Source organism: Chondromyces crocatus (assembly GCF_001189295.1).
Classification (GTDB): domain Bacteria; phylum Myxococcota_A; class Polyangia; order Polyangiales; family Polyangiaceae; genus Chondromyces; species Chondromyces crocatus.
The window spans coordinates 10521551-10542332 of record NZ_CP012159.1 but is presented as its reverse complement, the minus strand read 5'-3'; the positions used below and the strand labels follow the sequence as shown (position 1 = coordinate 10542332).

The window sequence follows — 20782 nt, the reverse complement described above, 5'->3', positions numbered from 1 at the left end:
GCTCGAAATCATCAGTCAGGTGGATGCCCACCTCCAGAGTAAATCTCCTGCTCTGTTGCGCAGATGCCTCCAGGCTGTGACCACACGCTTCGATCCGAAGAATCGGCGATCGAGTTCGCGGAGAAGTTCGCCGGTCGGCGATGAGCCGGTAGGACGGCGCTGAGAAGCGGACAAAAGAGAGAAGGCCAGGAGCACGACCTCCTGACCTTCAGTGACGCGCGGGTACGCGACGGCGTGGACCCTCGCGCACCTGGGTGACGAGGGCCAACAAAGTGACGCCCTCCAGGCGGGTACGTGGACGGGCTGCGATTCATGCGGTGCGGCAGGTGCAAGCACCTGTTCTGGGTCTGCGCGCGGTGCGACCGGGGACGGCTCTACTGCACCGACGATTGTCGTCGTTTTGCCAGGCAAGAATCGAATCGCCTCTCCAACGCGCGTCATCGTTGCAGCGAGGAGGGCCGGCTGGATCACCGGGACAGACAGCGCGCCTACCGCACGAGGCGATCGTGGCGACGCCGCGTGATGGAGCAGCCTGCCAGGGAGTTGGCCCCGTGGTGCACGGTGCGGCTCGCCGGTGCCGTGCCCTGCTTCGAGGTGAAGCGGTCGCAGGTGCCGAGGGAGAGCCACATCGATGGATCGAATACAGGTCATGCTCGCGCCCGAGCCGGAGCGCGTCCGGATGCTGGTCACGAGCGAAGGCAAGGACCTGCTCAAAGCGGTTCTGGGGCCGGCGCGACGGTGCCACCCACGCGCAGCAGCGACGCTGCTGGAGGGACTCGCGCTCTGGCATCAGCGGCCCCTCTCCGTTGTGCTGTGTGTGGACGAGCAGCAGCCACCTTCCGCGCTCGCGCTGACCGACGCGCTCGGGTACGGCGAGCGCACGCTTCATTACGAGGTGGGGATTGCCTTTCATCCCCGCCTGTCACGTCGTCATGCCCTCTTGCGCGGCCTCGGTGACTTCCGCGACCTTCGCCAGCTCGGCGTGACGGAGGTGCTCCGATGACCATCTCGGCCGAGGTCGAAGCCGAGATCCGGCGCTTGTTCTTCGCCGAGCACTGGAAGCGCGGGACCATCTGCGCCCAGCTCGGAGTCCACGCGGACGTCGTCGAGCGGGTGCTGGGCCGGCTTGGTCCCAAGCCAGGCTCACCGAGACCCAAGGCACGTCGCCTGGAGCCTTACCATGGCTTCATCGACGAGACGCTCGAGCGTTACCCCCGCCTGTGCGCCACGCGCATCTACGACATGCTCCGCGAGCGAGGCTACGAGGGCAGCTTGTGCATCCTGCGCAGGTACGTGCGCACGGCGCGGCCGACGCCGAAAAAGGAAGCCTTCCTGAGTGTCGAGACCTTGCCCGGAGAGCAGTCTCAGGTCGATTGGGCGCACGTCGGTCAGCTCTGTGTTCCAGGTGGACAACGGCCGCTGTGGGCCTTCGTGATGGTGCTCGCCCACTCCCGTGCCAGCTTCGTCGAGCTGGTGCTGGAGATGGACATTCATTCGTTGCGCCGCTCGCTGGTACGCGCCGCCTCGTTCTTCGGAGGATTGCCGCGGCAATGGCTGTTCGACAATGCCAAGACCGTGGTGGTCGAGCGCCACGGTGACGCCATCCGCTTCCACTCCCAGCTCCTCGACCTGGCCGCGCGCATGCATGTCCAGCCCCGGCTGTGCGCTCCGCGAAAGCCACATGAAAAAGGGCGTGTCGAGCGCGCCATCCGCTTCTTCAAGGACCGCTTCTTCGCCGGTCGCACCCTTCACTCGGTCGCTCACGGCAACGCACTGCTGCTCGACTTCGTCCATTCCGTCGCGCACCAGCGACCTCACCCACGCTACCCAGAGCGCTCGGTAGTCGACCTGTTCGAGGAGGAGCGTACGCACCTTTTGCCCTTGCCAGAGCCGCTCCCGGAGACCGACCTGGTGACCCCCGTCGCCGTCGACAAAACGGCCTTCATCCGTGTCGGGACCAACCGGTACTCAGTCCCTTCGGCGCACGCGCGCAGCTCGCTGACGCTCGTCGCCAGCGTCACCGAGCTGCGCCTTCTCGACGGGACGCGCGAGGTGGCCCGGCACGAGCGATGCTGGGGTAAAGACCAGTGGCTCGAGCTGCCCGAGCACCGCGCCGAGCTGCTCGCTCTCAAGCGCGCCGCTCGGGACCTCAAAGGCCGTGAGCGGCTCGAAGCCGAGCTGCCAGGCACCGACAAGCTCATCGAGCGCTGGGCCGAGCACGGACGCAACCTCGGCAGCATGGTCGCTGGGACCCTGAAGTTGCTGGACCTGTACGGGCCCGCCATCGTGCGTGTCGCGGTCGCGCAGATGCTCGAGCGCGGCTCTCACGACCCAGGCGCCCTCGCCATGCTGTGCGAGCAAGAGCGGCAGCGCTGCCAGCGCCCTGTCCCCATTGCCGTGCCCTTCGCTCCGCACGTGCGCGAGTGCGACGTCATCCCCCACGATCTCGGAGGCTACGATGACTGAGCTCTTCGCCGCCCTCGAGCGACTCGGTATCCGTGCAGGCCGCGAAGCCATCGAGCCGCTGCTCACCCATGCTCAGAAGAGCAAGCTGTCTCCAGCCCAGCTACTCGAAGCGCTCGTCGACCTCGAGCAGCGGGAACGCGACGCCAGAAACCTGGCGCGCAGGACCAAGATGGCCACACTCGGCAGCATCTCACCGCTGGACCGCTTCGACTGGCTCTCCAGCAGCGCGAGAGAGTTCGTTCGCCTCCTTCAGAAGCACACGTGCTGCCACGGGCTTTGCTTCGATCGCAGGGTATATCTCCTATGCGACATCACCAATAACCGCACTTGCTGATGTTCCCTTAGAAGCGGGTCCTGAAGCACCACCGGATCCTCGTCCGACCGTTAGGGACAGCGTGTCCCAGATGTCGTTCACAAGGCCGCCCCCCTTTCCCTTCAGCGCCCCGCCCGCGGCTCCCGCGGCCCACCCGATGGCTCCTCCGGCTACCGCTTCCAACGGGGTCGAGCCTTGCTGAGTGGCTGCTTGTGTGCGCTGCCCGCCCGCCAAGCAGATGTGGAGACTTGCTTGGGAAGCCATTTGCCCTCGCGGCGCTTACTCCATGCGAGCCTGACCTCCCAGAGGACCTTAGGACCTTTGTTCGAGTCCGAAAGAGGCTGTCCTTCGAGCGGTTTTGCTGTGAACAGTGCCCAGAAGAGGTGCACGCGGCTTCGGCCTTGAACGCCTTGTCAGGACGGGGCCGGGTGAGGACATGCGCTCGTGGTGTCCTGGGAATTTGTGATGGCGACCGAGGCCGAGGAGTCGTAGGCCAATTTTAAACTCTGGAGTTCATTTTGGTCGCTTCTGCGGGATGACTACCCATTCGCCGTTTACTAGTCTCTCCAAGACACCATACTCCGGTTCTCCGTACTTGCGGCCGCGAACCCGCACCGGCTCGATCCAGTCAGGCTGGCAGCCAGCTTGCGGTTCTGGAACCTCGATCCACATGTCTTTGGTGATACCGAAGCGTTCCTCGGCCTCTGCTTCGGCATCGCTCACGTACTCATACCATTCATCAGCGAACGTTCCTTCGTCCTTTTCGCTCCTGGAAAGGAACAGGTACACGCCGTAATCCGACTGATAGAGAATAACTCTACGAACATCGGTAGAGGCGTTTGGGACTATTGAGAATCGCCGCACAAATCTACTCCTTGAACTCTATGTGGTTGTTAGTAGCTGCTTTTCGACCGTTTTTGTCAAGGACCTCGAGATGAATGTGCTTGACCCATGGGTCATGAGTGCCAGCCACCGAGGTTGGGTCTATTCGGAACTGGCGGGTCCCGTCAGCGCTGCGGAAGACACCGCTGCCAGGGACTCCGATCTCTTTATAACCCTTACCGACCCAGCGTTCGCCAGCTTCGAGGGCCTCATTCACAGTCAGCGTGTAGCGACTTGTGATATTGCCTTTACCACGCATTGTCTCCTCGATGACATCATCAATGACCGTTCTTGCTGATGCTCCGATAGCAGCAGGTTTTGAAGTGCCACCAGATCCTCGTCCGACCATCAGGGACAGCACGTCCCCGATCTCGTCCAGAAGGCGGCCCCCCTGTCCCTTCAGCCCCCCGCCCACGACCCCTGCGCCCCCCCCGATGCCTGCTCCGGCTAGCGCTTCCAGCGGGCCCGCGCCTTGCTGAGCTGCTTCCAACATCCCATCAAGAGCCTGCTCAATCTGCTGCCGGTACCTCGCACCTAGCTGACCTACCTTGGTGCCGCCCTGCGCCACCGCACTTCTGGCCCGCATGATGCCAGCACCGACCCGCCCTACGATAGGACTGACCCGCGCTACACCAAGGCCGATTGCAGTGACCGTACTCGGACCGAATGCCACCACCGCGCCAGCCCCGGTAGCACCAGCCACCGCCCCAGCAAGCCCTACTGCAGTGCCTGCGTTGAGGGCGCCCGACAGGTGCGATCCCTGAACGAAAACGCTGTTCTGGGTGCTTGGTGCCATCTGCTGGAGCGCACGGAGCCCCACGGGCGCCGTGGTGCGTGACGTCACCGCTTTCTGTGCACGCGCTTGACTCTGGGCTGCCTGCTGCGCCTTTTGCTCCTCGGCTGTTGGAGGCTTGATCCCCGACTCCACTGCTTGCGCGACGACCAGACGCTGCATGAACTCGAGCCCGTAATCAGGTACATCGTCCTCCGGCGACATTCCACTCGGATCATGAAACCTGACGGGATTCGCCTTTACATACTCATATAGATTCGGACCATACTCCACACCTGCTGGATCCGTTGATATCCACCTTCCGAGCCAGCAGGCGTAGAACCTCGCGCCGTGATAGTAAAGCCCAGTCTCCTTGTCGCGCTCCTTCCTCGTGTAGCGATACCTTTTGAGACTTACCTCTATCCCGCTAGGTGCCGACCAATACGCCGTCGTCCCATACGGATGGTACTCCTCGTAAGAGATGACCATTCCTGTCTCATCGAGTTCCAACGCTGCGGAGCCAAGATGGTTCTCGAGCTGACAGCGTATGCGACTCTGTGGCAATGGTACTGCAGCTGAAGCCTCTACCGTCTCCGTCTCCACCATGGCGATACGGCGGTCGTCGTCCCTCACGTGAAGCGTCTCTCGCTCAAGGACAAGGTTCGCATTCACGCCTTCTCTCCGGCGGTAGAGTTCGTATCCACCGAGGTAGATCCTCTCCTCGATGATGCCGTTGTGTTCCCAGGCTTTGCGGACGCGCTTCCCGGTTGCGTCGTATACATAGTACGCGATCCCGCCGCCGCCGAGGTCGACCTCGCGCTGCTGGTTCTCGAAGTCCCAGACGATGCTCACCAGGTGCGGCATCGAAGTCATGTTGCCGTGGGGGTCGTACGAATAATGGGCCGAGTAAGGGCCTGAAGACAGGTCACCCGGGAGGCTGGTGGAGAGCAGCCGGTTGCTGTCGTCGTCGATCTCGTAATGGCGGGACCACCCGCCGCCGACGGCCTGGTGCGCCATGGTGAGGAGGTTGCCAACCTCGTCGTAGTCGTACGATTCCGTGTAGGCGCGGAGTGCTTGGGGGTCGTTGGGATGTGCGGACTGGACGAGTGGGAAGCCTTCGGCGTCCTGCTGGATGTTCGCGTTCTGACCGGCGTGCTCGCGGCCCTCGGCGTGGATGAGGCGATAGAGGGCGTCGTATTCGTATCTGGAGACAGGCTCGACGAGCTGGCTGTTGTGGTAGAGGCTCTGCTGCGCCTTGTCGTCGATAAGGATGATGTTGCCGACAGGATCGTGGGTGTAGTGCAAGTCCTGCAGGACCACGCTGTCAGCGACGCGTGTGGACTTGAGGCGGGTGAGGCGGAAGGTGAGGGGATCGTGGGTGTACTCGGTGATGATCCCGTTGCCGTAGGTGATGCGCTCGCGCTGGCCCTTGGCGCTGTAGGCGATGTCGTCGACGAAGGAGGTCGGGGTGGGGGCGTCACGCAGCCGGACGTCGACGGCTTCGAGCTGGCCGGCTTCGTTGTACGTCGGCCGAGTCTCGCTCTGGTCGGGCGTGGTGGTGCTGACGGGCCGGTTGAGGGCGTCGTAAGCGGTGGTGCTGGTGAAGGTCTCGACCTCCAGTGCGGGGGCCGGAGTCGCGTCCCAGTCGAGCTGGTTCTGGTAGTCGACGGCCAGGGTGCGGGTACTACCGAGCAGGTTTCCCTTGAAGTCGAAGCCGTCGCTGGTGACGAGGCCGGCGCCGTCGTACTGCTGGTAGACCTTTCCGCGCAGGTTGAGGGTGGCCGCGCTGGGGACGCCTTCGCCATAGACGGTGCGCTCGGCGAGCACCTCGGGGTCGATGCCCTGCTGCACCCACAGGCCGGTGGGCCGGCGGAGCACGTCGTAGGTGGTCCGGAGGGTGTGGCCGCGGCTATCCCATCCGCGCAGGGGGCTCCCGAGCACATCCGAGAGCATCCAGCGGGTGCCAGCGTCGATGCTGTGCTGGTGGACCTTGCGACCGGCCACGTCGAAGGTGTAGACCATGCAGTCGTTGCCGCGGGCATCGGTGATGATGCGCGGGTTGCCCTCGAGGTCGAGCGTGGTGGTGGTGAGGAGCTTGGTGCCGCCTCCCAGGTCGGCAACGCCCACCACGGCGCGCCCGAGCGGGTCGACATGCACCACGGCGGGCGTGCCGGCATGCGCCGCGGCCAGGGTGGCGGCGCGCTGGTCGGCGGCGCTTGGCGTCGGGGTGGCGCCGGGCTGGCGGGCAGCAAACCAGAGATTGCCCGGGTCGAGCACGGTGTCGTTGGCGTCCCACGACGTCTGCGACCAGGGCGAGAACTCCACCCGCGCGCAGGTGCCGTCGGGGAAGTCGGTCCGCACGAGCCGCCCCAGAGGGTCGTAGCGAAGGACCGGCGTCACCCCCCAGTGCATGAGCACCTCGTCGTCCTCGAACTCGAAGGTGCTGCTGAAGTAGGGCTCGTACTGCTTGATGGGGTTGCCCTTGTTGTCGACGACGGTGCGGCCGTTGCCGACCCACCGTGGATCCGCCGTCGCCATCTCGGGCTTGCCGTCGAGGCCGAGCACGGGGTGACCATGCTCGTCGAGCAAAGGCGCCAGGCCCGGGGCGGCCTGCAGTTTGCGCATGATCTCGCGGCCCGACCCGTCGGAGTACGTGTAGATCTCCTGCCAGCGGGTGTTCGGGTCTCCGTGGGTCTCGCGGGCGCGCGCGTGGATGACGCTGGGTTTGCCGGTGTTCATGTACCGGAACAGGTCGATCTCCAGCGTGGTGGTGGGATCGTCGAGCGTGTCGCCGTCGAGGCTCCCGAGCTTGCCCATCACCGCCGTGGCGACGACCATCCCAAGGGCGTCGAGCTGCACGGCGCCACGGTTGCCATTGGGTTCCGTGATCATCACGGGTGACAGGACGCGGTAATCGTTGGTGACGACCACTTCATTGCCGAGCGCGTCTTCGGTGCGCTCCACGAGCAGGTGGTAATCGTCGTACTCGACCGTGCTGACAGTCCCCCAGGGATTGAGCACCGAGGTCGGCAGGAAGAACTTCGCCGCATCGAAGATCTGCCGCCCGGAGGGGATCCACCATCCCGCTTCATCGGGGAGCTGCACATAGCCACCTTCGAGCAGGATCCCCGAAGTGACCCGCGTCGAGCCGTCATTGTAGGTCGTGTCGATCTGCCCCTGGGTGAGCGCGAGCTGATAACTCTCGTAGGGGAGCGCGTGCACGTCCACCACGCCCAATGCGAGGGGCGCCGGCAGGTTGTCGCTGTCCTGATAGCGCACGCGCATGTCCTCGATGAGCCGCCGCTCGGGCAGCGAAGGCATCGGCGAGCCACCAGACGGAGGCCAGTCTTCGTAAGCGCGTGCAGCTTTCCCACGTGCCTCGGCGACCGCCGTGACGACGTCCTCGAAGGCGTACACCCCGGTGGGCGTGGTGAGGCCGTGCAGCTCGTAGGTGCGCGTGGCGATCGGGATGCCCAGGCGATAGCCATCCGACGCATTCGCCAGATGCACCACCTCCATCTCCGTCAGCGTCACATGCAGCTCGTTCTGCGCTGCCACCGTGCTCGGTCCATGGCGCCGCGGGTACGCCACCGCGACACTCGCCCGCGCGACGCCGAACGCATCGACCTCGAGCGTGAAAGCGTGCGTCACCCGGGGATCGAGCCTCCCCTCTGCATCCTCGTGCCGCTCGTAGTACAGCGAGATCGCTTCCCGCGGCGACACCAGGAAGACCCCCGGCGTCTCTCCGCGCATCGCTTGCTCCCGCCGCACCGCGTGGCTGCTCTCCACCACCGAATAGGGCCGCGTCTCCGCCTCCGACCCATCCAGCGCGTACACCTCCTGCCGCAGCGTCTGCCCTCGCAGCGCCCGACAGGCCTGCCGCATCTCGTCCGGCGTCAATCCGGCCGGCAAGATCGTATCCGGTAGGCGTGGCTCCTCCACAAGCCCCCCACCGCCGCCACCACTCTCGCCCTGATAGTACTCTTTCTCGTACTGCTGGCTGATCTCCGCCCCTTTCCGCCAGGCTCCCGTGTGCAGCCACGTCTTCGTCAGCACCGGCGGCTGCGGCAGCTCGCCATTGACCGGCGTCACCTCCGGAAACAACCCAACCCCGCGCGCCGCCGAGAATGCCTCGGTGTCCACCTGCTCCACGAGCCCGAACCCGCGAAACTCTCGCTCCTCCCCGTCGAAATAGCCGTGGTGATAGCGGTACTCCGACGCGAACCGCACCCGGCTCACGTGATCGTAGCTCTCCACCCGCTCGACCACGTGCACGGGGAACGGCAGCTTCGTCACCCACGGCGTCCCCGCCGCGCGATCCTGCAAGAAGAACTTCGTCGACGGCGCATACTGGAGCCTCGTTTCCAGCCCCAGGTTGTTCTTCACCGACGTCATCAGGTGCGGCTTCTTGCCCGCCAGCAGATCCATGTAGCGCAGCGGCGCTGCAGCAAACCCGGGCAGAGGACTCGACCAGACGAGGCACCCCGTCCCCGTGCCGAGCAGGTCGAGCACGGCAAGGGTCGAGTGAAGGCTATGGTCCGGCATGCTCGGGAACTTCACCCCCGTGCCCAAGCCATTCCCCGCCTGGTTCGGGTACCACCAGATCCCGTCCCCGCGCACGTACAGCACATCGGTCGTCCCCGACCCGTCCACGTCCGCCAGCCGCACCCGCCGAGGATCGAACTTGTCCGCATGATCGAACCACGGCGCGCCGTGCAAGATCACCTTCGCGCCGAAGCGCCCGTGCCCCAGGTTCGGCCAGTAGCAAACATTGCCATTCGTGACCCGGACCAGATCGCTGAGCCCATCCCCGCTCATGTCGGCCAGGAACACCGTGTGGTGCCCGTCGGTGAACAAGAGCGCCGCCCCTCGCTCCCCATCACGTGGTGCTGCCAGCGTCACCGGCGGCTCGAAACCGCCCTTGGCCCGCGACGGATACCAGACCAGCGTCGTCCCCCGTGCAATGAGCACGTCATCCGACCCATCGCCATTCAGGTCGACGAATTGAAGGTTCGGGTCCGACCAGTCGATGACGGGCTGCGCCGGAAACGCTCGAAACGGCGCCCACGCCTCCTCCTCGGTCCGATCGAAATACCCCGCCACGGGCCGCTCGAAGAAGACCATCTCCTTCTGTCCATCGGCGTCGAGATCCAGCACCTGCAAGCCGCTCGCGGCGAGCGAAGGCCTCGACGGCAAGGCGCGCGCCGGCCCGAGCTGTCCCGCGCCCAGGTTTCGCTTGTACAGCAGTGCGCTCCCTTGCCGCACCAGCAACCCCGGGAGCCCCTCGCCATCCAGATCGACCCACTGCGTCGACCCCTGAAGAGCACCCGCGAGGTCGCGCACGCTCTCCTTGTCGAGGAAGCGAACGGTGGTATCGAGCTCCGGCTCCGAATACCCGAACTCCACCGGCGGGAACGATTTCTTCTGGTAGCCGCTGCCGTTCGACTCCCGGACATAACCCGAGTGCGTCACCGCCGTGAGCTTGGTGAGGACCGGATTGTCGTCGTAAACGAAGTCCGTCGAGCGCACGAGCGTGGGCGCAAAGTCCCCCGGGGCGCTGGAGGTGGCCTCGGGGTCCAGCTCCGCCATGTGGTGGAACACCAGCACCCGCCGGCACAGCCGCGCGGTGCGCACCTCGAACCCGGCGCGGTACGTCGAGAAGGGATCCTGCCGCCGCGACCACGGCTGGACCTCCTCCGGCGTCGGCACCGCCTCGTCGTGCTCGCCATAATCGAAGACGACCTCGAACAGCATCGTCTCGTCATCCCCTGGCGTCACATTCCCGTAGCGAATGCGCTTCAGGTGCCGGTTGGCCTCCGGCGAGAGCCCCGCATGACGGTGCGCCTCGTACGTCGCTGCCTGCGACGCTCCCGCCAGGTCTTCGGCCTTGTACTCATAGGTCGTCACATGGCCCCGGTCGTCGCGCGTCTCCTCCAGGAGCCACGCGAAGACCCGCCGGGCATTCTTCGGGTCTGCAATGCGGCCCTCGTCCGCCTTGCCATAGAGGCTGGTTATATTGTCGCGCGTCGTCACCGTCCAGTACGTGCGACCCGTGGTGGTATTCGTCCGCCGCTCGATGCGCGCGAACAGCCCCTCGGTCCGAGGCCGGTAGCGCAGCACCGACTCCTCCCCGTCGATCTCGGGCGTCAGCGCGCCATGCTCGTCCGGCACGGGGACGAGGTCTTCCGCGCCCGACAGCACGAAGGTGTCGGACTCCAGCGCATCTTCGTAGCGTGGCAATCCCTTGTCGGTCTTGCGCGTGATCCGCGGCGCCGACAGCTGCCAGCCTGCGCCGAACAGCCCGTTCCCCGTGCTCGAATCGTACGACAGCCCGAGGTCTGGCTGTGCGCCCGCCCGACCCGGGCTGACCGCGATGGGAACGGTGAGCGAACCAGTGCCCGTCGCCGGGCTGACCGAGAACTTCTCACCGATCCCGCGAATGGCCCCGCCGCCCTTGGGAAGGGAAGGGGACGGCGCTGCGACGGGCGTCAGCCCGCGCGGCGGCGACGCCTCGGCGCGCTCGCCCCCCTCCTTGCTTCCACTGCTGGCCGCTGCACTGGGCGCAGCCTGGTCCTGCACGTCATCCCTGGTGCGACGAGGATTCATGGTGGCTACCTCTCAGCTGACCGTGCTGGCCGTGTAGTGGGCGATGACGAGGATGTCCTGCAGCTCCTCAGCGAGCGCTGTCGCGGTGCTGGGAGGCGTGAGGATCGCCGAGAGCGTCAACGAAGCGGGAGCATCGAACTCGCACGTCTTGAAGTCCGATGTGGTCCCTGTTTCCTCGTCGGGAAGGACCAGCGGGGTGCCGCCGGGGGCGCCCGCCAGAGGCAGCGACAGGCTGAACGAGGCCGTCTTCCCGGGGGTGAGAACCCGGACCAGATCGACCCGAAGGATCGTCAGCTTCTTGCCTCGAAGCGGCACCGGGAACAGCTCGTGCTCGAGCGCGAACGTGAGCTCCTGGGTGCCCGACGGGTCGAGCAAGGCCTGCCAGGCGACCGGAAAGTCGTGCCGCAGGCTGACCAGCTTGGCGAGCGGCGGGAGAGGGCCCTCGTCGTCGGCAAGCCAGGTCGCGAGTGCCGCGCTCGCGTGCTGTCGGAGTATCTCCCCGCCATCACGCGCCGTGTAGCGCACGTGGAGGATGACGTCGGAGAGCGATCCGACATCGAATGCCTGGCACTCATGCGGTAGGTCCAGCTTCCAGGAGGAAATCGCTCCCGCTCCCTCGAAGGGCAGATAGCGCTCGTCCCGGAAGTTGACCTCGAAGAGCCCACTGTCGTTCTGCGCATGGCTTGTGGAGATCGAGCTGACGGGGGTATGGGCCACCCGCATCTCCGTCTCGTTCAAGTAATCGGTCGCATCGGCCGAGACGTTGCTGTGTCGCACCTTGCTCTCGGTCAAGGTGAGCGTGCAGTTGATCCCGTCATAAGGCCCAACGACGCAGGGCAACGTCAGGCTGACGTTCTTCAAGCGGCGCAGGTAATGCCCAGGGAAGTCCCTGTCGAAGAGCTGCTCTGGCAGATCGATGGTGCAGGATCCCGTCGTCTTGAGCGCCAGGAGCGCACCGGGCGCGTGCTGGAGCAGCGAGATCTGCTTGGTCAGCTCCAGCTCACGCTTGTCGTGCTCCAGGTAGGCGAGCTCGAGCCGCTTGAGATCCAGGCTGAGCGCCTCACCCGCGAGGAGGCCCTTGCGCAGGCTGTTCCAGTGGCCGAAGCGAATGAAGGACGATGTCGTGAGTCCCCGTTCGAAGCGGAAACCCAGCTCGGCCCGCTTCGCGAGATCGTAAGCGAGCTGGAAGGACTGGAAGTACAGCGTCGCGAGCTGGGACGACATCCAGTCGTAGAGCGCCTGGCTGGAGAACTTGTCGCGGAGGTACTCGGCGACCTCACGGGCCTGCTCCATCTGCAGCTCGTGGTTGCTGAGTTCCTTCTCCACGATCGCCAGCCGGATCTCCGCCGCCACGATCTGCTTCTCGATCTGCTGAAGCTCCCGGGCCGTGACGCGCTCCTGGAGCTTCCAGTCGTCCCAGCGCCGCTCGTAGCCGCCGACGGTGGCGCTTGCCGTGGCACCGTCGCGCAGCAGGCTGACGGCGATGTTGGCCGCCGAGGCTCCAGAAGACATGGAGTTTCCGGTCTTGGTGCCGTCCATGACTGTCGAGACCGCGACGGGAGATCCCATGGCACCGGCGCCGCCCGTGGTGAAGCTCGGGAGCGAATGGGACACTGCGGCTGCCGACATCATTCCCTGAATGATCGCCTGAGCGATGGAGGCTGTACCGTGCATGGTCAGGTGCGCCACCTCCCAAGCGCTGAAGCGCGCGACGTCGCGGTAGAACTGGTTACGGATCGACGTCGCCTCATACGTCTTGCGCAGCGCTGCCAGGGACTCTCGCGACTCGTGTACCTGCTGTTGCTTGATCTGCCGGATCGCGTCGAGCAGCCGAAGCTCGTGGTTCGACCGAAGGAGCGACAGCTCCTCGGCATCACGCTTCTCGCGCGCCGACAGGAACGCCTGACCCAGCGACTTGACCTCCGCGACCATCTCGTTCGCCTTCTGGAGCAGCAGCGGGAACCGCTGGTGCGGCGCGGGCGCGCTGAGATCCTGGAGCACCGTCGACAGGTCGACCCCTGCCGCCGCTGCCCGGACGAGCAGCGCCGGATCGATGGGCGGCTCGAAGAGGGGGAGCTGCCGCACGACACCGTCGATGCTCATGCAGTGGCGGAGCTTGAACAGCCGATCCGCCACCGTGTCCCAGTAGCCGAGCAGGATGTCGTTCGGCGGAACGCAGAAGTAGAGCATGCTGGGCATGACCAGCGGCTCGGCGAGCGCGTCGCTTCCGATGTTGGTGCCGCCCGTCCCCGAGGGAGTCCATGACTCGATCTCGACGAGCGCGTTCGACATGTCGTCGAGCAGCGGCTCCAGCTCTCGGTACGTCTTCGCTCCCGTGTCGCCCCGCTTCGGCATCGACCGGGGGCGTGGCCCCAGGATCTCCGCGGCCAGCACGTAGAGCTGCGTCGCTTGCGTCGTCGACTCGACGGTGTCCTGCCGGAACAGGTGATCGGCCCACCGGATCAGGTTGTCGATGTACTTCATGACCACCGTCTTCTGGTAGGCAAGAGGCCGCAATCGCGCGATGTGGTGGGGATTGAAGGGATCCCGTCGCCACGCCTCGATCTGGAGCGACAGCGACTCCACCTGGCCGGCGAGCAGCTCGTCGATGGCCGTCAGATCCGCGTTCTCGAAGAAGGGCCGGACCTTCCAGAAGCGCTGGGGGATCGGCGCCGTGGAGCCCGTGGTCGGGTCGAAGATGGCGTGGAACCACCGCTGCGCCTCCTCGAAGCGCAGGTTCTTGCTCAGCCGATCCGCAATGAGCAAGGGCGCGTGGAAGAACAGCTCCCAGTTGTAGGTGCTCATGGCACCGCGCGGAGAGAAGTCCACGTCCTCGACCGGGTAGGGCAGCGCGACGACCTGGGTGGGGAGATAGCGTGAAGCGAAGTTGTCCTGCCGCAAGAGCTGGAGTGGCGTGGAATGCCGCGACCACTCGAGCAGGCCGTCGAGCCCGTACCGATTGACCTCCTTGATGAAGCGACAGACGTACGGATGGTGAAATGGCTCGAACAGATACCGCTGCTTCAGCGTGGTCAGCGGGATGTTGATCACCTCTGGCGTGGACTTCGACCATCGCTCGAGCAGTTCGTCTTTGCGCGAGCCTCCCTCGAGCGCGACGAACCCGCTCTCCTGCTGCAGGTTGAAGGGGGAGAGGTCATCGGGGAGTTCGAGCTTGAGTGTGTCGTCGTTCCAGACGATCGGCACTGCGTCGAAGCGAATGTCCTCTTTGACGACCCACCGATTGACGGGGTCTTTTCGGGGCGTGACGATGAAGCTGCGGGTCGTGTCTTCGTAGAAGAAGGCATCCTGAGACAGGAAGTCCTCGTAGCTGTTCGGAAAGAGAATCCTGAACTCGCCGGGCGTGGCCTTCAGGACGACCAGCTGCTCACCCGTGCTGGAAAGGTTCTTCGACGATCCTGATGCGAGCGTCCCGCTGAGTACATGAAGTCGCTGGTCGGACGATGAGGCGCTCTGGAGAAGGGCCATCCGGTTCCGGCGGGCTCGGCCAGGCTGCCGAATGTTGAACGAGAGCGCGGTTGCCGTGACGTCCTCGGATGTCCACCTTCCTCGGCAATCCGAGAGGACGAACTCTCCCAGCCGCCTGCTCTTGGCCCTGGTAGGCTCGGAGGCGTGTTGACCACGGCCAAGCAGAGCCTCCACGACGAGCGCAGGAGCATTGTTGGTGCCGAACAGGGGATAGCGGTTGAACGCACGGAAGTAGAAGTCGGTGATCGGGTAAAAGTCCTCGTACTCAGTGAGCGGCTGGACGATTGCGGGCGCATTCACGCTTCGCTGTGACGTCCATTTCCCATTCTGATATTCGGACCACGCGAGCTTGATGTGTCGCTCCTGCGTCGGCGGCTTTCCGGGGTCCGTCGCAGTCCCCATGCTCGCGCTCTGATCCGCTGACGGCTTCGTCTCGAAGATCGCCCAGAAGAGGAGCAGACGGCGCTCGAAGACGACGGGGATGAGGTGATCGCTCTGGATGTCGATGTCGAGCTTCTCCCACGGCGACCACGTATCGTCCCCCTCGCGGCGGCGATAAAAATGGCTGTGCGGCGTGTCGCGGGTCCGCGCGAACACGTGGAGCACGCTCAGCGCATTCTTGCCGCTCCCCTCCTTCTGGCGGACCATGCCCATCACCTCGAGCCGCGCCACCTGATCGAGCTTCACCAGGTACGTGGAGTACGCTTTCTCGGCGCTGGACTTGTCGAGATCGCTCTGGAGGAGTTCATTCTCGAAGTCCTTGAAGAAAGGCGTCTTGTTATCGCGGAGGTCAGGCTCGATCCAGTTCTCCGGATAGAGGAAGACCTTGCGATTGGCCTCCCACACCCGGTAGTTGCGCATCCATTTCCATTCGCGTGCCGCCTCCTCGTCGAGCTTCACGCCCGCCTCCAGGTGGAGGAAGCATCGCTGCACGAAGAGCTGGACGGAGCTGATCGCCTGAGCGATGCGGGAGGTGAGCTGGCAGGCGCTCATCTCGACGTCCACGAGCAGCTCGGCATAGAGGCGGTTCTTGTCCGCGTGGTCACCCTGCCAGAGGAGATACCCCACGAGCGCGTCACGTTGACGCTCGCGCAGGACGTCGCGCAGCGGCTTCGCGACGGTGTTCCACTGGGCCTCGTCGTACTTCGCCTTGACGGTGTTGCGGATGTCGAGCGCCGTCGCCCTGGCCGCCGAGGGGGTGGTGGCTGCGTCGGCCCAGGCGATACCCTTGGCGGCGTTGATGCCCAGCCGACGGAGCGAGGAGAGCGCTGTCGCCATCCGCAGGAGGCGCGTTCCCGGATGGAGATTTTTGAAACGCGTGGCCAGCGTTTCCACGTCGGGATACAACCATTTTGTGTGGTGAGCCAGCGCGGCCAGGAAGGTTTCTGATGGAAGGGGGTCTATCGAGGGACCATCCGGGTGCTGCCAGTATACCCGGAAGAGTTCGGCCAGGGCCTCTTTGCCCGTCGGGAGCGAATCCCGCAAGCGGGTCAGTCGAACCAGGGTCAGCCACCCATTGAGGAGCGCTAGATTCGGTACTCCCGGAAGGACGGGAATCGCATCGAGCTGAATCACTGGTTCTCCCTCCTCGGGCGCGACCATCCAGCGCAGCTCGTCCCGCGTGATCTTGAGTCGATTGAGCAGCCCTGCCACCTTCTCCAGGCGAAGAAATGTGACACGAGCGTCAGTCCGAGTAGGAATCAGTGCTCCGGATTCCTCGTCTTGCCAATCGAGAAAGACGGAGAGTGCAGAGCGAGAGTCGTCATCCGGAGAATGCAGGATCCGTGTCGTCAGCTCCTCGATGATCGCAGCGTCGAGCCTGACCACCTCGCCGAGTCGGCTGAGGACCATCGCGCGCACGAGTGGTGCAGGTGATTCCTGAGCCTCGGAAGATACGAAGTTCGCCACGAGTTGGTGGCGACGCGCTTTGAGATCATCGAGGAACACCTCCACAGGTTCAGGGGTGGGCGCTGGCACCAATGATGGGAGATGGCGGAGGAGACCACGCAGCGCGGTGATCCCCCAGCGTGACGCCACGACCTCCTTTGCTATTTGGACGAATTGGCGCGTATCCCAGGGGATGGGCGTCTTCAGAATGTGGATGTCGGATATGTCGCTCAGAATCAGCAGTTCGCGCACCGGCAACGACAGCGCTCGTGCCATGGAGATGGCGCGGAAGATGCGTGATAGTTCAGTGAGTCCGAGCCAGCCATCTGCGAGGAGGAAGGTCTGCTCCGCGTTGGCTGCGTCAATGTTCGTGAGGAGATCTAGCTCCGCTTGAGAACATCGCAGGGCAGAGAGAAGCGCGGCATGGTGGGTGGCGAGATCGAGCGGCGTCGCGAGGTCGGTCCCGTTGCTGTTCAGCTGCAGCGCGGCATCGACTGGATTGGTGACGGCCTGGTTGAGGAACAGCTTTTCGTAGAGCGAAGGCGTCTCGGAAAGCGGGGTACGCGTCTGGATGTTCCCCCACCAGGTGAGCATCTCCAGGATGGGGATCTTCACCTCGGACTGGAGCATGACGACATCGGCGAGGTGAACGAGCATGTCTTCATCGAGTTCGCCGCCGAACGTGCTGAGCGCCTGGTCGACCTCGGCGACCGTCCAGCCGAGCGCCCGCTGCAGGCGGGTGAAGCGATGAATTCGGTCCAGCGCGGCGGCATCGAGCGCCGGGACGCGCAGCTCCGCGATCTTGCAGGTGAGCGGATCCGCCCCCGAGGCCGCTTCGATGGCGAGCGACTTCGGTTCGGGATCGACGAAGTCCGTAGCGAGCACCTCTCGCAGCGCCTCGTAGGTCAGCCCCGTCCGATTCAGGAGGATGGAGACGTGCCGGAGGACACCGACCCAGGTGCCCTGGATGGGGCTCGTGCTTGTGCCCGTGGGATCCTGGAGCGAGTTGCCTGTCTCGAGGAGCCCGTACAGTTTCCAGGGTCTCTCTGTGAATGTGCCCAGGAGGAGCTGCCACCCGGCGGGCGACAGCCGGAGCCGTTCGAGCGTCAGCGCCTCCGATGGCGGAGCATGGGGGCGGGACTCCTCGCTGCGGTCGAGCACCTCCATCAGCCGAGCGCGCGAGACGCCCAGGTGGTCGAGGTGGATGCGGCTCTCCTCCAGGCCGATGTTGAAGGGCAGCCCCCAGGGATAGGGTGCCTCGGCGAGGAGCTGATAGGCCATCTCCTGCACCTCCTCCTTGTCGCTTGGCGGCGGCTGAGGCAGCGCCGCGAGCTGCGCGGGGGTGCCCACCGTGGCGATGTGCTCGGGGAACGCGACCGTCGGCGACAGCTCGGTGTTCGCGACGGCGTACTCGAGGATCTCGTTCACCAGATCGACGTAGGGGAGCTGCGTGTCGGTGTTCTTGCAGGTGAGTTCGATGCTGGCGATGTCGGGCCGCCGGGCGAGGAGAATGTCACGCGCCGAGTCGTTCGACGTGAACTGCACCGTCTGCTGCGTGAAGATGCTGTAATGGGACCATGTTGCCGAGCCCTGACCTGCGAGCTGGCGGTGGAGGAACTGGAGCAGATCGACCAGGTACGCCGCCGGCCCATAGACGGAGCGGCAATGGCCGCAGACGCAGAAATCGAGGGAGCCGAAGAGGGCGGGCCAGCTCGCGATCTCGGACATGTCCGGCGCCGAAGGGGTGGGCAGGACGTGCGCCGAGAGCCCGTTGAACGCCGCGTGATAACGGGTCGCGAGTGTGTGCGACGAGGCGGTCACCTGTCGTGCCGCGCTGAAGATCGCGTCGATGCGTCCCACCGTGAGCTTGTTTTCGAGGAGCTGGCCCATGCGCGCGCGCCCCAGCCGGACCACGCTCTGGGCCGAGTCGAGCCCTGTCTCCATCAGCGCGGAGATCTCCGCAGTCGATGTGGTCAGCCGGTAGAGCCGGTCGATCCCTTTGAGCTGCGCCTTCGTGACGGCGGGCTGGCTGACGCCCGAGAGCGTGTCCGGATTTGCCGCGAGGAAATCGTCGATGCGTACCTGGCCCAGCTCGAAATCCTTGACCCGGCTCAGGACTTCGAGCGCGTCCGTCAGGACCGCGGGGGCTGCCGGCAAGCGCCCTGCCAGAGCTGCCCCTGGGAATGCGGCCTCGAGGCTCTGCGTGAGTACGGAAGCATAATGATGGATGCGCTCGTCGGTCGTATCCCCCGGAATATCCGCAGGTGCGCCAATGATGGGACCATTGGTATCGTCCTTGAGTAGATCGATCCAGTCGTCCTCTTGCAGCATTGCCAGCTCTCGCAAGGACTGGAACGTGCTCGTCGCGAAGCCATCCTCCAGATGATGGAAGAGCGGCAAGTGATAACGTACGAGCACGCCGAGCTGAAGGGCGAGCTGCACCTTGTCGACCTCGGAGCCTGTGTACCCGGGATCGTTCCGCAGCTCCTCCCAGAACGCCGAAGCTGGCCCGTCGTGGTCCACGTAGCGCTTCAAGAGATTGACCTGCCGATTCGGATCGGGCAGCGCGGTGGCCAGCAGGTCGCTGAGCATCCCGGCCCCCGGGGTCCGCTCCTCTTCCAGGGCCACCGTCGCGGCAAGATTGGTGAGCTCCTCGAGGGCGTCATTGATGTCGCCCTCCGTCATGGCAGGGATGATGTTCTCGTCCACGGCCCAGCGAAGCGCTTCCTCATGGACGGTGCGCCCCGCCAGGACGAGCTGTGGACGCTCCGTCGGCAAGCCCCAGCGAAGCAGCCCATAGAAGACCTCCGGGTCGATCGTGGTCCCCTCGGCCATTCGATGAGCGAGCACAAAAAGATGGAGGTGGTCTCGATCGACCTCGGCGCTGCAGGCCGCCAGATCCACATCGCCGTCGCCCAGTTCGTGGGGCTCGACGGACCCGATGACGGGCGTCACCGCGGCAGCGAGCCGCTCGAACTCCGAGGTTTTCTGGGGGGGCTCGGTTGCGGTCAAATCGACGACGGCGTTCGGCGGCGCCCGACAGACGAACGCTTTCGCCAGCTCCTCTGACGTGACCGCTTCCAGCGCGCGCACGGCGAGATCGGCACGCGCTTTGTGTGGCCGGCCGAGGTCCGTCCCGTCGTACGTGATCCTGAAGCGCCCCCGGATGTCGGTCGTGCTCTCGCCGAGTGACTTGTCCGGAAGACCGACGTTGCGATCCACCGCGGTGACACGTTTGCCCTGCAGCGGATTGCCGTCTGAATCGGCCAGTTTCCCTCGCACGCTCCAGTTCGAGCGCGCGCCGATGCTCGGCGTGGCGGCCGGGTTGACCTCGATGGTCAGCGAGGTTTCTGGATCCCCCACGCGCCATTGAAGTGTCGTGCCCGTGTCGAGCAGCAGCAGACTGTCATCGAAGATCCGGAACGAGAGCATGACTGGCTTCACGCCCACGAGCGACACGAGCGTCGCCCGATCGATCTCGAAGACGAAATAGCCGCCTTGCTCCGTGGTGGCCACGGCCAGAAGTTCGTGGCCTTGCGACCTCCGGCTCCAGCCCTCCACCGTGAGGCCGCTGATACCTGTCGAATCACGGACATCGATCACGCGCGCGTGGAGAATGAATGTCTCGTCATTGAATTCGCTGTTCATGAGGGGCCTTCCTGGGGAGTGGGCTCGGGAGGTCGCATGGATGGTTCACGAGCTGCGGGCGCACCCGTGGACCGAACCGGCCATGAGGAGCGCCGGCAAGATGACGTGCGCATTCGATTGGCTAGAATCGCGTGCGCAGGGCGATGAATGGCACGGGGCTGCTGTCGGCAGGCCCGCGCGAGCCATCCTTGCAATGAGGGACGGCGCGAAGGGAGACGATGGACGAATACCCTGGATCGAACGCGTTCACCGACGAGCGGAGCCGCGCGACGGGATGCAGTCTGTCTTATGTTTTCGCCCCTGGTCAACCCGTAACCGTGAGGGCCTATACACGACTCGTGAGGTGAGACCTGAGGGCAGGATCTTCCACGCCAGCACCGCAATGGCTGGAACCGATGATGTCGATGTCATTCGACTGTCTGGCAGGGTCCGACCCCCGCGCCGACGCGGGAAGAAAGCGCGTGCTGGTGCGTGGCCGCGCCTCTTCGGCGGGCCAATCCCTCCGCCGCTGGATGGCGAGTCGCCGTATTCAGCTGACGAGAGCATCGAGGAACGGCGCTCCGACGTGACTCATTCGAGGGGATTCTGGAGCAGCGTCGTCCCAAGGTGCGATTGTTTGCTCGAAATCATCTGTCGGGCTTGCTCACTCTCTCCGTTTTCGACCGTGGAATGCGCGGACCCCGTCGCGCAGCCATCTGGCGTGGGCGCCGTATCTCGCTGGC

At 64.9% G+C, this 20782-nt stretch carries 8 protein-coding genes; 3 read left to right on the top strand and 5 right to left on the bottom strand.

The window, feature by feature from the left end; translation table 11 throughout:
- Window positions 1-488 precede the first annotated feature (488 nt).
- The gene (locus CMC5_RS45425; protein ID WP_156339169.1) at window positions 489-629 is read right to left on the bottom strand and encodes a hypothetical protein; all 141 of its coding nucleotides are present in this window, start codon (window positions 627-629) and stop codon (window positions 489-491) included.
- A gap of 2 nt (window positions 630-631) precedes the next feature.
- Between CMC5_RS45425 and CMC5_RS38210 the strand changes: the two genes are divergently transcribed.
- Genes CMC5_RS38210 through CMC5_RS38200 form a run of 3 tightly spaced genes read left to right on the top strand, consistent with a single transcriptional unit; the run spans window position 632 to window position 2800 of the window.
- Window positions 632-1003, top strand: coding sequence for a hypothetical protein (locus CMC5_RS38210; protein WP_156339168.1), 372 nt, complete (start codon window positions 632-634; stop codon window positions 1001-1003).
- Window positions 1000-2466: an IS21 family transposase gene (istA, locus tag CMC5_RS38205; RefSeq protein WP_050435016.1), complete on the top strand. Its 1467-nt coding sequence runs from the start codon at window positions 1000-1002 to the stop codon at window positions 2464-2466. The genes CMC5_RS38210 and istA overlap by 4 nt, the downstream gene beginning before the upstream one ends.
- A complete protein-coding gene (locus CMC5_RS38200; RefSeq protein WP_050435015.1) occupies window positions 2459-2800 on the top strand; it encodes an ATP-binding protein in 342 nt (113 codons plus the stop codon). Before istA ends, CMC5_RS38200 begins: the two co-directional genes overlap by 8 nt.
- 149 nt (window positions 2801-2949) lie before the next feature.
- On the opposite strand, the gene CMC5_RS49315 is transcribed toward CMC5_RS38200, so the two are convergent.
- The 4 genes from CMC5_RS49315 to CMC5_RS38190 form a co-directional block, all read right to left on the bottom strand.
- Window positions 2950-3168: a neuraminidase-like domain-containing protein gene (locus CMC5_RS49315; protein WP_169796782.1), complete on the bottom strand. Its 219-nt coding sequence runs from the start codon at window positions 3166-3168 to the stop codon at window positions 2950-2952.
- 124 nt (window positions 3169-3292) lie between these two features.
- Window positions 3293-3568: a hypothetical protein gene (locus CMC5_RS45420; protein WP_156339167.1), complete on the bottom strand. Its 276-nt coding sequence runs from the start codon at window positions 3566-3568 to the stop codon at window positions 3293-3295.
- Between the two features lie 79 nt (window positions 3569-3647).
- Entirely contained in the window at window positions 3648-11039 is a 7392-nt protein-coding gene (locus CMC5_RS38195; RefSeq protein WP_063796427.1) for a SpvB/TcaC N-terminal domain-containing protein, read from the bottom strand.
- A 12-nt stretch (window positions 11040-11051) separates the two neighbouring features.
- The gene (locus CMC5_RS38190) at window positions 11052-20060 is read right to left on the bottom strand and encodes a Tc toxin subunit A-related protein (RefSeq protein WP_050435013.1); all 9009 of its coding nucleotides are present in this window, start codon (window positions 20058-20060) and stop codon (window positions 11052-11054) included.
- Window positions 20061-20782: the final 722 nt, after the last annotated feature.